This window comes from Microcoleus sp. LAD1_D3 (assembly GCF_036702135.1).
Classification (GTDB): Bacteria; Cyanobacteriota; Cyanobacteriia; order Cyanobacteriales; family Microcoleaceae; genus Microcoleus.
In genome coordinates this window covers 126,569-139,276 of sequence record NZ_JAUBSB010000005.1, presented here as the reverse complement: position 1 = coordinate 139,276, position 12,708 = coordinate 126,569, and the positions used below count along the sequence as shown (strand labels likewise).

Sequence of the window (12,708 nt, the reverse complement as noted above, 5' to 3'; positions counted from 1 at the left end):
CAACCCATAAAAACATTATTGCCAATAAGACAACTCTATGGTACACTAGAAGATTGTGAATATTAATCAAAAGTAAAGTAACAAGCCGGGAGAAATCAAAATGACACAGCAAACCCTGCACGGAACCAGCCGCAAAAGAAAAAGAACATCCGGTTTTCGCGCCAGAATGCGTACCGCAACCGGTCGATTGGTAATCAAAGCTCGCCGCAGCAAAGGTCGCCACCGCCTCGCAGTCTAGCACTGCATCAAGGTTGAGAGGCCTCAACGATCGCCCTACGCCATGTTGCCCGATACAAACCGACTTAAGCACCGAAAAGACTTCAGCGCCGTATACCGCAAGGGAATGCGCCGTAACTCGGCCCATTTCAGCTTAAGAGCTCTGCGTAAACCAAAAAGCGTCGAATTAAGCAAACCGACAGCCGAGAAATCCTTGCAGCCGACTCGCACAGGCATTTCCATCAGCCTGAAAGTCAGCAAACGCGCTGTAGTCCGCAACCGGATTAAGCGTCAGATTCGGGCAGCTTTGCGACAGCTATTGCCCAGATTAAAATTCGGGTGGGATTTAGTAATTGTCGTGCGTCCGATCGCACAAGAGTGCAATTATGCAGAAATTCTGCAAGAATTAGAGCAGTTGTTGGTAGAAGCCGAGGTACTAGATGGGAATTCGAGAGGAAGTATATTATGAAGGCGGCCCCGCGCCGGGAGACTTGATCATCAACTTACTCCTAGGGCTGACAGTCGTCGGAATCCCCCTCGCAGTAGGAGGAATTGTCCGGGCTCTGTGGCTGCGGTATCGGATCACGAGCCGCCGAGTGTCCGTAACCAGCGGTTGGATGGGGGGCGATCAGACAGACGTTATCTACTCAGATATAGTCAAAATCGTCACAGTACCTCGCGGTTTCGGGACTTACGGAGACATGGTGCTCACAATGAAAAATGGCAGCCGCTTGGAACTCAGAGCTATGCCAAAATTTCGAGCAATGTATGACTACATTAACGAAAAACTGCCCGCAGCCGCTCAAAAAGCAAACGCGGCTCAAGCTAAATAACCGAACCGCTTCGCCCTCAAATCAGGGTAAAGTGAGTGCGAATATTGGCAAACTCATTACAACAAACCCGCAGACTGGGCGGTCGATCGACGGGCAATGTCCTAAGATAGAGACAAAACCCTGAAAATTGAGGCGGCTCGCGTTAAGCGGGTAAAAATAGTTCTCAACAGCAAACATAGAGCACCTAAATTAACTCAAAGCGAATGGATTTTGGTATCTCGTTTCTCTCCAACAACCTCATGCTCCCGATCCTAGATTTTTTCTACGGGATCGTGCCAAGCTACGGTTTAGCGATCGTAGCTCTGACGCTTGTGATTCGCTTTGCTCTTTATCCTCTCAACGCAGGCTCTCTTCGCAATATGCGGCGCATGAAAGTAGCGCAGCCGTTGATGAAAGAGCGAGTAGATCAAATTCAAAAACTCTATAAAGAAAATCCTGCAAAACAGCAGGAGGAAATGAGCAAAGTATACAAAGAATTTGGTAATCCTCTAGCAGGATGCTTCCCGTTGGTGCTGCAAATGCCAGTGCTGTTTGCACTGTTTGCAACGCTCCGGGGTTCGCCGTTTTCTGACATAAATTACAGCGTCAACGTTCAAGTTTTGCCCAAAGAACAAATCGAAGCTGTTCAACCGCAAGCTTTTGCTACACCGCCCCAAAATATTTACGTCACCGGTACTTTTCATGCTCCTGTTGTGGGCGTAATTCCAGGCGGCGACAAACTCGCAGTCGGCGACACAACCAAGATTAATTTTCAAACCCCAGAAGGCAAACCTCTCAAAGTTTTAGCGGCAGAAAATAAGAGCGAAATCGACTTTGAACCCGGCTGGAAAGTCATCAAAGGCGAAGATCTGATCAAGGTAGATGAACAGGGAAACATTACGGCCTTAGCGCCCGGTGAAGCCACAGTTCAAGGCACAATCCCCGGATTGGCTAGTAACAAAGGATTCCTGTTTATTGAAGCTCTAGGCCGCGTTGGCGCGATCGACTCAGACGGTACAATCCACTGGGATATTTTGGTAATGATCCTGGGCTTCGGCATCAGTTTGTATATCAACCAAACTCTTTCGGGACAAGCACAAGGGCCAAACGATAATCCCCAACAGGCTACCGTCAACAAACTGACTCCAGTCATATTTTCAGGGATGTTTTTGTTCTTCCCGCTGCCCGCCGGCGTGTTGATGTATATGCTGATTGCTAACATCTTCCAAACTGTTCAGTCGTTCATTTTGTCGCGAGAACCGCTGCCGGAAAACCTGCAAAAAATAGTGGACGAAGCAGAGGCGAAAACCAAAAAAGACCAGGGATTAGATGCCATTCCCTTTGAGCCCAAGCGTGCCAAGAAAAAGGCTTGATTTTAACAACAATGAAAGACTCTCAAATGCAGCGCGGACAGCAATGGTTAGAAGAATTGCTACAACTGTCCGCAATTCCTTCAAAAGTGGTATGCGAACAACAAAAAGATTGCTATTGGATGACAATAGATGAAAGCAATCTGACTCAAGAACAAGTTGCAATCTTAGTCGGGCCAAACGGTAATGTAATAGATGCCATTCAGTACCTCTGCAACACGGTTCAGAATATAGGTCAGGAAGTAGAGGAGTCAATTCCTTATACAGTTGAACTAAATGGCTATCGCATCCGCCGCCAAGAGGAATTGCGATCGATGGCAGAGTACGCAGCAGATCAAGCGCGCTCGACGGGAGTTGAATTTGAACTCAAATCGTTGTCTTCGGCAGAACGCCGTCAAGTCCACAGCTTTTTGAGCGAATGTGAGGACATAGAAACTTACAGTCAAGGACAAGAACCCGATCGGCGTTTGGTGGTGCGGCTGCGCTGACGCTAAAGAAGGAAGAAGGAAGAAGGAAGAAGGAAGAAGTTAAAAATTAACTATTCCTTTTGACCTTTGAATTCAAGAATTAGGAAGGCGAAAGATTATGGAGACAATTTATATCCCTCATCTACTCACAAAAACAGAGCGGAAAGAGGTCATTGATTTTGAAGAATTTATCCCCGATTTAGAAACTCTTACTCCGGTGCGAGGGCGACTGCAAGTGGCTCACCAAGGGAATTATCTTGAGGTGAAGGCAAAAGCTGAAACAATTGTTACTCTCACCTGCCACAGATGCTTGAAACAATACAATCATCGTTTGGCACTCAACTCATCAGAACTAATCTGGCTCGAAGAAACAGCAAATCAAACAGATTCCAGTTCAGCAGAAATAGAAGTTGCTTTAGAAGATTTGGTGGAAAATTTGTCCCCAGGGGGCTATTTCTCTCCGAGCGATTGGGTGTACGAGCAAATGTGTTTGGAACTGCCGCACAAACAGATATGCGATACTGAATGTCCGGGAATTTCTTTAACTGATGATGAAACAAATACAGAAAGCTCCGAAACAGTCTCAGACAGTCGCTGGGCCTCTCTGGAAGCACTTAAACGGCAATTGCCTTAGTCAGTTGGCAGTTGGCAGTTGGCAGTTGGCAGTTGGCAGTTGGAATTAGCTAATAACAAATAAGAAATAACAAATAAGAAATAACCACTGACAACTAACAACTAACCACTGACAACTGACTAATGACTATTTTTAGCGACGAGTTTGAATTACTGCTGCGATCGCGCTACCCCCTAATTTACATTCCGACACGGGAAGAAGAGCGCGTAGAAGCGGCGATCGCCCAATCCGCCAAAAAACAGGGTTCTCGCGCTGTCTACATCTGGGATTTTGTTGATGGCTACCAAGGCAATCCCAACGATGCTGGTTTTGGCAAGCGCAACCCCCTCCAAGCTTTAGAATTTCTCGAAAAGTTGCCTGCCTCCGCCCCGGCAATCTTTATTTTGCGAGATTTTCAGCGCTTTTTAGAAGATGTCTCGATTTCCCGCAAGCTGCGGAATTTGGCGAGACTTCTCAAATCGGTGCCCAAAAATATTGTCATCGTATCTCCTCTAATTTCGATCCCGGAAGACCTCAGCGAAGTGATGACTGTTTTGGAATTTCCCCTGCCTGCGGCGGCGGAAATCAAAATTGAGGTGGAAAGGCTGTTAGGGGCTACCGGACAAGCCATTGAAGGGCGTTTGCTGGACGAAATGGTGCGCTCCTGTCAAGGTCTGTCGATCGAACGAATTCGCCGAGTTTTGGCAAAGGCGATCGCCACCAGAGGCGAACTCCATCCCGACGACGCGGAACTGATTTTAGAAGAAAAGCGCCAAACAATTCGCCAAACTCAAATTCTGGATTTTTACCCTGCGCGCGAAAATATTTCCGATATCGGCGGTTTGGACAATCTCAAAGAATGGCTGCTGCGGCGCGGTGGTGCTTTTTCCGATCGAGCCCGCCAATACGGTTTGCCGCATCCCAGAGGTTTGTTGTTAGTCGGAATTCAAGGAACCGGAAAATCCTTAACAGCAAAGGCGATCGCCCACCACTGGCATTTGCCTTTGCTGCGCTTGGATGTCGGGCGTTTGTTTGCCGGATTAGTCGGAGAATCGGAATCCCGCACCAGACAAATGATTCAGCTAGCGGAAGCTTTGGCCCCCTGCGTGCTGTGGATTGACGAGATTGACAAAGCTTTTGCCGGATTGGACGGTAAAGGCGATTCCGGGACAACCAGCCGCGTCTTCGGGACATTTATTACTTGGTTGGCCGAAAAAACTTCGCCAGTGTTTGTAGTCGCAACAGCCAACAACATCCAGTCTTTGCCGCCAGAAATGCTCAGAAAAGGCAGGTTTGACGAAATATTTTTTGTGGGTTTGCCCAGCCAGGAGGAACGGCGGGCGATTTTTGAGGTACATTTGTTGCGGTTGCGATCGCACAGCATCAAAAATTACGATTTAGAGCGCTTGGCTTACGAAACTCCCGATTTTTCAGGAGCCGAAATCGAGCAAACTTTGATTGAAGCAATGCACATTGGGTTTAGCCAAAATCGAGACTTTACCACAGATGATATTTTAGAATCAGCTAGTCAGATGGTTCCCTTAGCCAGAACGGCTCAAGAACAAATCCAGTTTCTCCAAGATTGGGCCGCTGCTGGGAAAGCTCGCCTTGCTTCTAGATACGGCAGTTTGAGCCGCCGGATTCAAGGTTAAGCTTTTGAAGTCAGTAGTCAGTAGTTAGTAGCCAGTTGTCAGTTGGCAGTTACCAGATTTTACTCAACCTTCTTCCTTCTTCCTTCTTCCCTCTTCCTTCTTCCCTCTTCCTTCTTCCTTCATTTGCGGTTTTATGAACAGTGTATATAGCGTTTTCAAATTTTTAGTGGGTTTTCTGCTCGCGATCGTCCTGATGGCAGGTGCTAGCGTGGCTGCTGCACTTTACTTTGCCGCTAAGCTAACTACTTTGCCCGAAAAACCAGTTTTTTCCAACGACAAAACACCACCTCAGGTTGCGGGCGCTGCGCCGAAGTCAACAGCCCAGGCTAGCCCTGTTTCTACATCTAGCGATGCCCCCTCTCCCAAACCGCTGGAACCGGGAGCTTACCGCGCGATGGTGACTCAGCCGATCGGCTTAATTCTCCGGGATACTGGTAGTCGAGACTCGAATCGCATTGGCGGTGTTGGTTACAAGGAAAGAGTCGTGGTTTTGGAAGAGTCCCCGGACAAAGAGTGGCAGCGAATTCGGATTGAGGATGGCAATCGCGAAGGTTGGGTCAAAGGCGGCAATACTGAAAAAGTTGAGGGCGAATAAAACTTAGACCAAAAATCTACTCCTATCATTGTGAGGGCAGCGAAGCAATCGCAGTGTGTGGATTGTTCACCAGGGTCAATTTTTTTTCTGTCTTTTGCTTGAAAGGGCTGCATACACATTTATCACAAAAAGTCAAGTTAATTTTATTTACGATATTGGGGATTGCAGTGTGAAGCGCACAGACTGCGGGTGCGATCGCCCCTGCAAAATCCTGAATTTAACATAAAAGTCCAGCAGACAAAAGGTTTCAAGAGCTAAAATTCAACAGAAAAACTCTAAAAAACATAATCTTAACTTATGTTATGAAGGAGACTATGTTAAGAAAATTAGCAAAATTTTAAGGTTAGTTGCAAAACCCAGGCGGTGGTCACCGCGGCAGAGGCAAGAGTGGTAGCTTGGATTACAAGATGTAAGTTTTCAGCTCTTCAGCTACCAACAATAAAAAATATGTACGACAAACGTCCCGATCGAGATTTGGCGACTGCGGCTGTTACTGCAGCTTTGGGAGCTGGGGTCGTTACCTCTTTTGCGGTTAGCAGAGGGCAAAACCCGCTGGTAGCCATCGCAATTACTGTTTTTGCAGCGGGAGTAGCTGTAATTTGCGATCGGTTCGGCTTAATTTAAGCGATCGTCTATTTTTTAAGAGAAAGTCAACTTATCAAAAAATCCCCGCCCTATTTGCAACTTGCAAAAGTGGGGATTTGTAGTGGCTAGTTTTTTGGTTAATCAGCGGTACTTTCCCAGACGCACTCGCCACATGAAGAAGCCGCGTTTCTTAACAAAAAACCTACGATTTCAGGCTCTTTACCCGACAACCAATTAAAGTGATGAGAACCTGCGCGCAAGTCTTGTGGTAATTTCTGCGGCAGCCAGATAAAATATTAGCCAGCACTACCCCATAACTTATTCTGTTTCGGCCTTAAAGGCTAAGATGTGCTTGCAAACTTTTTTGCTGAGTCTCGCGCCTCTAGAAGCAGCGATGCTATCTTGGTTATTACCTGTAATTATTATTGACGGTAAATTTTTTAGAAACACGGGTGCTTGGCGCTTTCCAAGTAGAACTTAGCGTTGATAGAATCCAAGCCAAGCGTGCCAAAAATCATTTTTGGCAGTTTGCTCACACAACCCACCCACAATTTCACACTAAAAAATTATGGAATCTCTTGCTTACCTCGAACTTGCTCTTGTTTGCGAAGCACCCGCAGACTCGAAAATTTTTGATGAGCCCAAGTGGCAAAACCTATCGAGTCAGACATACGTCCGTTTGCTGTCTCTGGCTTTGATGCTGTCGGTTTTGAGTGCAGCCGGTTCGGCTTTTGCTCAAATAGATCCGGGATATCCCAATGTGCGAGCGATTCAAGACAGGTTGCGGGAACTCGGCTATTTTCCCAGATCTTCGACTGGTCAACTCGGCCCGGTTACTCAACAAGCTCTGACTAACTTTCAGCGAGACTATCAACTGTCGCTGACTGGTAGGCCCGATCGAGCTACTGTGATAGCACTCAACAATTTTGCGGGGGACGATCGACCTTTTAATACTATTTATACAAATTATCGGGAGCTGCGTTTTGGAGACGCGGGTGCAGGTGTTTCTGCTCTCCAGCGCAGGTTGAAGCAGCTAGGCTACTTCAGCGCGCATCCCACAGGGAGTTTTCGCGAAGTTACTCAAAATGCGGTTAGATACTTCCAGCGAATTAATCGACTGCGGGTAACTGGAATTGCCGATAGGCAAACTTTAGCTTTGCTGTTTGGTTCCACCCGGCCGGTTCCCCCCGTTACGCTTCCGGGGGATATTTCGGGAAATGGCGGTTGCAAGGGGCTGCGGTTCGGGGACAGAGGGGCGACGGTAGACTTGATCCAGCGGCAATTAAAAGCTTTGGGCTATTTTGAAGGTGGCGTTGACGGCAAGTTCCGCGAACGCACTCTCTACGCTGTGACTCGTTTTCAGCAAGATTACAATCTGGTTTCTGACGGCTGCGCTGACACTGCTACTTTGACTGCTATCGATGCCCAGATGAGGCAAGCTGAAATTACCTCATGGACTGAGGAAGATGACCAACAGAGTAATGCCGGAGATTTTCTGGAGTTGGGCGACAGAGGCCGACAAGTAGAATTTGTGCAGCGGCGGCTGCAAGAATTGGGTTATTACAGGAGCCAGATTCACGGTTGGTTCGATCGACCAACTCAGGCAGCTTTGATCCGCTTTCAGAGGGATAGCGGACTGTTCGGGACTGGAAGAGTCGATCGCAGCACTCGATCGGCTTTGCGGCAAGGCAACAGGCAGGCAGCAGCGCCTGTGCCACAAATCGCCACTGGTCTGCGACGGGGCGATACTGGGCCTGCTGTCCGACAACTTCAGTCTTCGCTCAGAAGTCTGGGCAAAAACCCCGGCCCGGTGAACGGAGTATTTGGAGCCGAGACCGAGTTTGCGGTGCTGTCGTTTCAGCAGGAACGCAATTTGTCACCGGCGACGGGTATTGCCACTCCGGCGACTTTGGCTGCCCTCCAAAATGGATTAGCTGGGCGGGTAGCTGTTCCTGCTGTTCCAATTAGCAGCAGTTTCAACTCTCGATCGAGCATTCAGCAATTACAAAGGCGGCTGCAAGACCTCGGCTTTTACACAGGCCCCATCGGCGGAGTTTTAGATACTCCGACGAGAGACGCCCTCGATCGAGCTCAGCGCAGTTACGGGGTCAGCAGCGACGATTTGTTAAGCCAAACTTTTTAGCCCCAGGCTTGCGGACGCTACATCAAAGAAATCGGGTTTCTGGTTTCCGACTCATTCCTGAAATGATGTATTTTTCTGAAGAAACCCGGTTTCCGCGTAACTGTGATCGCACTTGGGCTACCAATCTTTGTTAAAACTTGTAACAATCCGTACTTGAAATGCGAAAATAGGCTACGTTCACTCGATTGAATCCGGGGCGCTGCTGCCGTGCTGGGCGATCGACCTCGGACAAGACCAATTGCTGGAAACCAAAGACGGCCATCCCATCCGCAAAGCTTCGTGGCACACCGTATGAATGGTTAGCTGGCAGTCTAGCAGGTGCAACCCAGACTTTTCAGCTTGCTTCATGCCAATTTTCAAAATCGAATCGTTGTTAAATTCGATCGTTCTGTTGCACTGAACACAGACTAGGTGGTGGTGGTGATGCGGGTAAGGCTGGTTTATTTCATAGTGTTTGTGACCTTCTGCTAGTTCGAGTTCGCGGAGGAGGCTCATCCTTGCCATTAACTTTAAAGTTCGGTAAATGGTGGACAAGCTAATGTTTTCTCCGCGATTTTTTAACAAAGTGTACAAATCCTCCGCACTCAGGTGATTGCCTTTGGGGAGGTTCTGAAAAACGTGCAAGATGGTTTCCCGTTGGGGAGTCATCCGCCAGCCTTTGTCATTGAGTTCGGATTTGAATGAAGACGCGGTGTAAAGTGCCATTGTGACCCTCTCAAGAAAGTCTGCCTATTGACAATAATACACAACGATCAAGATATTTTGCAAATATCGCAGCTTATTGAAAAAAGATTGAGGAAAAAATTTGGTTTTTGATATTTTTTTACTTTTAACAAGCTTGATGACTTGCTGCAGAGGACAGAGAAGTTGTTTAGAAGTAAATATTGTTACTTCTGCCGAATGCCTCATGCCTTCTGCACAAGTGCCAAATGCCTTGCTCCCTGATTAATCGCGCTGACTGACCGTCCCAATTTAAGTCAGAGACTCCAGATAGTCGCGCACGCGGTTGCGACGCTTGGGTTGGCGGAGTTTTTGCAAAGCTTTGGCTTCAATTTGGCGGACTCGCTCGCGGGACAAGTCGAGGGCGCGACCGATTTCTGCCAGCGAATAGGGGTGTCCGTCGCCCAAACCAAAGCGCATCAAAATTACATCTCGCTCCCGGCTGGTCAAATCTGCCAGCAGTTGCTGTAAGTCCCGGTGCAGAGCTTCTCGCATCAGCATTTCTTCTGGGGAGATGCTGTCGGTTTCGAGCAAGTCGCCCAACTCTGTATCTTTTTCGTTGCCCACTTTAGTTTCCAAAGAAACAGAACGGGGAACTCGCAGCAAAACTTCTCGGACTTGGGGCGCCGTCATGTCCAACTCGACAGCGATATCTTCGATCGTAGCTGTCCGACCTTTTTCTTGAGAAATTTTGCGCTGGGCTTTTTTGATTTTGTTAAGTTTTTCGGTGATGTGGACGGGGAGGCGAATGGTGCGGCTTTGAGTGGCGATCGCCCGCGTAATTCCCTGCCGAATCCACCAGTAGGCATAGGTGCTAAACCGATAGCCCCGCGTCGGGTCAAACTTTTCTACAGCTCGCTCCAGTCCGAGAGTACCTTCTTGTATTAAGTCGAGCAATTCTAAACCGCGATTTTGATATTTTTTCGCCACCGAAACCACCAGGCGCAGGTTCGCCTTAATCATGTGGTCTTTAGCTTCGACGCCTTCAGCTTGAATTCTTTCGATCGTCTCGACTGTCATCTCTGCTAACTCTGCCCAGTGGCGCTTGCCTTCGGACATAATTCGCTTGAGTTCTGGCACGTCATCGACGCCGGCAGTTAATGCCCAGCGTTCCAGGGAAGGTTTATGTCCCAACTGTGCTGCTAAGCGATCGCGCACTTCAATTAAATGCACGAAGCGTCCAATTAGTCCTTCTTCCTGGGAGGCGACGGTGTTGCGTAATTCCAGCAATTTGATATAGCGCTGAACTTTTTGAGCTTCCGAGACTTCTTCGTCTCTACCCAAGAGACGAACCCGACCTATTTCTTGGAGGTACAGGCGCACTAAATCTGTAGTGCGACGGCTGGCATTTTTTTGCAATTTGGCTGCTGGGTCTGCATCTTCTGTCTCTGCTGGGTCTTGGTCGAGCAGTTCGTCTCCAGCTTCTTCAGCATCTTCATCCAACACATCACCTTGCAAGGGATTGACTCGCAGTTGTTCGTCGAATTCAGCTTCAGCGTAAAAAGAGGTGGCTGGCATAGTGATTTTCTCAGTTGCTCCGGGTGAAAAGATGCTACGCTTAGCGGTTATTTATAATTAAGATGCCCAGTTGGTTAAGACGAAGCATCACCGCTTTGTGTTTCTTTACTAACTTTCCTGACTTTTCTGCTGTTGTTTGATCGAACTTTTGCTGCCCCACTTGTTTTACCAAGATTCTGGAAAACGCTAAGAACTTTCTGATGTAACAGGTTGAAGGCCCGAAAAGTGTGTTGTACTTCTTTGTTTATGTAGCTAGTATAGATAGTGACTGGCTAGAAACAAGTGACGTTAGTCAGAAGTTAAGTTAATCTTCATCACCGATAAGCTGGTTCCCGATCACTTCGGAAAATTAGCCATTTTTTTAATAAAACTTTATATAACTCGGCGCTCTTGATTAAATACGCTGCAGTGAGCGCAGAAGTTTAATCCATTACAGAATAAGGGTTTCAGAGTTGCTAGAGTCCCCAGTACCGAGTTATTAGCTGACGCAAAAACCGGGTTTCTTCCTCAAATTTCTGGATTAAAACCTAGAAGTTTGAGGAAGAAACCCGGTTTCTGGATCTCTTTTGCGTAAGTCGCGACTTTGAGGCGACGATCGACCGATAATTGTTGTGCTGTTGCCTGCTGCTTCGGGCTTAACATCACGCCCCTAACACCAGCATCTGAAACCGGGTTTTTTGCCCTGGGCCTGCATATCAAGCGCAAGTTTTTCCTTGCTGTTACCGGGTTGATCGGGTTTTAGTGAGAATGGTGCGATTGGGCGCGAGTCAACTCAAATTAAAATTGCTAGCGTGGGTAAAGTTTCATCAGTTCCCTCACCTGTTCGGCGTGATAGGAACTGCGAGTTAAGGGAGAAGCAACAACTTGCAAGAATCCCAAAGATTCGCCAAACTTTCTCCAAGCATCAAACTGTTCCGGAGGCACAAAGTTTTCTACGTTCAAGTGCTTTTGAGTCGGTTGCAGGTACTGTCCAACTGTTAAAATATCGCAGCCGACAGCCCGTAAGTCCTGCATCGCCTCCCGAATTTCGGCGTCTGTTTCTCCGAGCCCCACCATGATGCCGGATTTGGTGTAAACCCCAGGTGCGAGTTCGCGGCTTCGCTGCAATAGTTCCAAGGTGCGATCGTACTTTCCTTGCGGTCGCACCTTGCGGTAAAGTCGCTTTACGGTTTCGGTATTGTGGTTGAGTACCTCTGGCCGGGCTGCGAGAATAATTTCTAAAGCCTGCCAGTTGCCGCACAAGTCGGGAATCAAAACTTCTATAGTTGTATCGGGCATCGCCGATCGCACTGCTTGAATGCACTCGACAAACTGAGACGCGCCCCCATCCGGCAAATCGTCCCGGTTGACAGAGGTAATCACGACGTGGTTGAGTTTGAGCCGCTGTACCGCTTGCGCCAATCTTTGGGGTTCTGTGGGATCTAAAGGTTGGGGCTTTTTCTCAAAATCGATGTCGCAGTAAGGACAGGCGCGGGTACAAGCCGGGCCCATAATCAAAAATGTGGCAGTACCTGCGTTGAAACATTCGCCGATGTTGGGACACGACGCCTCCTCGCAAACCGTATTCAGGGCTAAATCGCGCAGAATTTCTTTGACGTTGCCGACGCGCTCCCACTGGGGGGCTTTAACTCGCAACCACTGGGGCTTAACTGTCACGTCTGTCTCCGCCTGAGTAGTGTTTTACAAATCATTATATACGAGGTTGCTAAATTTTCACTTGAATGTGATAAGCTTAAAATATAGTGACTAATTTCGGGATGTAGCGCAGCTTGGTAGCGCACCTCGTTCGGGACGAGGGGGTCGCAGGTTCAAATCCTGTCATCCCGATTATAAAATTAAATTGGATATGCCCCAGCAATTGAGTTTGTTTTGGGCGATCGTCCGGGTGTGTATATTTGTGGTACGCATAAATTAGTCTCTGGGGCGATTCCCTACGGGATAGCTGCGCTTCACGGGCGTGTTAATTCCCCTTTGCTAAAAAATCAACTGTACCGACTGTTTTGCCAAAGGGAATTAT

The 12,708-nt window shown here is 48.0% G+C and carries 13 protein-coding genes, 1 tRNA gene and 1 pseudogene; 11 read left to right on the top strand and 4 right to left on the bottom strand.

All coding sequences use genetic code 11. From position 1 onward, the window contains the following. The first annotated feature begins 100 nt into the window (after positions 1 to 100). The 10 genes from rpmH (at position 101) to QUA74_RS04480 (ending at position 8,453) form a co-directional block, all read left to right on the top strand. The gene (rpmH, locus tag QUA74_RS04525; protein WP_006632320.1) at positions 101 to 238 is read left to right on the top strand and encodes a 50S ribosomal protein L34; all 138 of its coding nucleotides are present in this window, start codon (positions 101 to 103) and stop codon (positions 236 to 238) included. 42 nt (positions 239 to 280) lie between these two features. Continuing rightward, the gene (rnpA, locus tag QUA74_RS04520) at positions 281 to 685 is read left to right on the top strand and encodes a ribonuclease P protein component (RefSeq protein ID WP_333039176.1); all 405 of its coding nucleotides are present in this window, start codon (positions 281 to 283) and stop codon (positions 683 to 685) included. Beyond that, positions 657 to 1,049, top strand: a complete 393-nt coding sequence (locus QUA74_RS04515; protein ID WP_190656769.1) for a PH domain-containing protein — start codon at positions 657 to 659, stop codon at positions 1,047 to 1,049. Before rnpA ends, QUA74_RS04515 begins: the two co-directional genes overlap by 29 nt. A 203-nt stretch (positions 1,050 to 1,252) precedes the next feature. Further along, complete coding sequence (gene yidC, locus QUA74_RS04510; RefSeq protein WP_333325415.1) at positions 1,253 to 2,401, top strand: membrane protein insertase YidC; 1,149 nt, start codon at positions 1,253 to 1,255, stop codon at positions 2,399 to 2,401. Positions 2,402 to 2,412: 11 nt separating this feature from the next. Further along, positions 2,413 to 2,886, top strand: a complete 474-nt coding sequence (locus QUA74_RS04505) for a R3H domain-containing nucleic acid-binding protein (RefSeq protein ID WP_333325413.1) — start codon at positions 2,413 to 2,415, stop codon at positions 2,884 to 2,886. 97 nt (positions 2,887 to 2,983) lie between these two features. Beyond that, the gene (locus QUA74_RS04500; RefSeq protein ID WP_333325411.1) at positions 2,984 to 3,499 is read left to right on the top strand and encodes a YceD family protein; all 516 of its coding nucleotides are present in this window, start codon (positions 2,984 to 2,986) and stop codon (positions 3,497 to 3,499) included. Positions 3,500 to 3,621: 122 nt separating this feature from the next. Further along, positions 3,622 to 5,130: an AAA family ATPase gene (locus tag QUA74_RS04495; RefSeq protein ID WP_333325408.1), complete on the top strand. Its 1,509-nt coding sequence runs from the start codon at positions 3,622 to 3,624 to the stop codon at positions 5,128 to 5,130. A gap of 133 nt (positions 5,131 to 5,263) precedes the next feature. Then, positions 5,264 to 5,725 (top strand): SH3 domain-containing protein, encoded by a 462-nt coding sequence (locus QUA74_RS04490; protein ID WP_333325406.1) that lies wholly within the window; start codon positions 5,264 to 5,266, stop codon positions 5,723 to 5,725. A gap of 447 nt (positions 5,726 to 6,172) precedes the next feature. Beyond that, positions 6,173 to 6,349: a hypothetical protein gene (locus QUA74_RS04485; RefSeq protein ID WP_006632312.1), complete on the top strand. Its 177-nt coding sequence runs from the start codon at positions 6,173 to 6,175 to the stop codon at positions 6,347 to 6,349. A 529-nt stretch (positions 6,350 to 6,878) separates the two neighbouring features. Then, on the top strand, positions 6,879 to 8,453 hold the full coding sequence (locus tag QUA74_RS04480) for a peptidoglycan-binding protein (protein WP_333325404.1): 1,575 nt from the start codon (positions 6,879 to 6,881) through the stop codon (positions 8,451 to 8,453). A gap of 177 nt (positions 8,454 to 8,630) precedes the next feature. Here the strand turns inward: QUA74_RS04480 and QUA74_RS04475 are convergent, their stop codons facing one another. From QUA74_RS04475 to lipA, 4 genes and pseudogenes are all read right to left on the bottom strand, one after another. Beyond that, positions 8,631 to 9,158, bottom strand: coding sequence for a transcriptional repressor (locus QUA74_RS04475; RefSeq protein ID WP_333325401.1), 528 nt, complete (start codon positions 9,156 to 9,158; stop codon positions 8,631 to 8,633). 267 nt (positions 9,159 to 9,425) lie between these two features. Continuing rightward, the gene (sigC, locus tag QUA74_RS04470; RefSeq protein ID WP_333325399.1) at positions 9,426 to 10,691 is read right to left on the bottom strand and encodes an RNA polymerase sigma factor SigC; all 1,266 of its coding nucleotides are present in this window, start codon (positions 10,689 to 10,691) and stop codon (positions 9,426 to 9,428) included. A gap of 507 nt (positions 10,692 to 11,198) precedes the next feature. After that, entirely contained in the window at positions 11,199 to 11,333 is a 135-nt protein-coding gene (locus QUA74_RS04465; RefSeq protein ID WP_333325396.1) for a hypothetical protein, read from the bottom strand. Positions 11,334 to 11,477: 144 nt separating this feature from the next. Further along, positions 11,478 to 12,353, bottom strand: a pseudogene (gene lipA / locus QUA74_RS04460) (lipoyl synthase); the annotation flags it as partial. Positions 12,354 to 12,444: 91 nt separating this feature from the next. On the opposite strand from lipA, the gene QUA74_RS04455 reads away from it, so the two are divergent. Further along, a tRNA-Pro gene (locus QUA74_RS04455) sits at positions 12,445 to 12,518 on the top strand. Positions 12,519 to 12,708 lie beyond the last annotated feature (190 nt).

Excerpts from the sequence above, each read along its gene's own strand:
- QUA74_RS04515 (WP_190656769.1), top strand. The coding sequence starts at position 657 with ATGGGAATTCGAGAGGAAGTATATTATGAAGGCGGCCCCGCGCCGGGA.
- QUA74_RS04465 (WP_333325396.1), bottom strand. The coding sequence starts at position 11,333 with ATGTTAAGCCCGAAGCAGCAGGCAACAGCACAACAATTATCGGTCGAT.
- rnpA (WP_333039176.1), top strand. The coding sequence starts at position 281 with ATGTTGCCCGATACAAACCGACTTAAGCACCGAAAAGACTTCAGCGCC.
- QUA74_RS04490 (WP_333325406.1), top strand. The coding sequence starts at position 5,264 with ATGAACAGTGTATATAGCGTTTTCAAATTTTTAGTGGGTTTTCTGCTC.
- QUA74_RS04500 (WP_333325411.1), top strand. The coding sequence starts at position 2,984 with ATGGAGACAATTTATATCCCTCATCTACTCACAAAAACAGAGCGGAAA.
- rpmH (WP_006632320.1), top strand. The coding sequence starts at position 101 with ATGACACAGCAAACCCTGCACGGAACCAGCCGCAAAAGAAAAAGAACA.
- sigC (WP_333325399.1), bottom strand. The coding sequence starts at position 10,691 with ATGCCAGCCACCTCTTTTTACGCTGAAGCTGAATTCGACGAACAACTG.
- yidC (WP_333325415.1), top strand. The coding sequence starts at position 1,253 with ATGGATTTTGGTATCTCGTTTCTCTCCAACAACCTCATGCTCCCGATC.
- QUA74_RS04480 (WP_333325404.1), top strand. The coding sequence starts at position 6,879 with ATGGAATCTCTTGCTTACCTCGAACTTGCTCTTGTTTGCGAAGCACCC.
- QUA74_RS04505 (WP_333325413.1), top strand. The coding sequence starts at position 2,413 with ATGAAAGACTCTCAAATGCAGCGCGGACAGCAATGGTTAGAAGAATTG.
- QUA74_RS04485 (WP_006632312.1), top strand. The coding sequence starts at position 6,173 with ATGTACGACAAACGTCCCGATCGAGATTTGGCGACTGCGGCTGTTACT.
- QUA74_RS04475 (WP_333325401.1), bottom strand. The coding sequence starts at position 9,158 with ATGGCACTTTACACCGCGTCTTCATTCAAATCCGAACTCAATGACAAA.
- QUA74_RS04495 (WP_333325408.1), top strand. The coding sequence starts at position 3,622 with ATGACTATTTTTAGCGACGAGTTTGAATTACTGCTGCGATCGCGCTAC.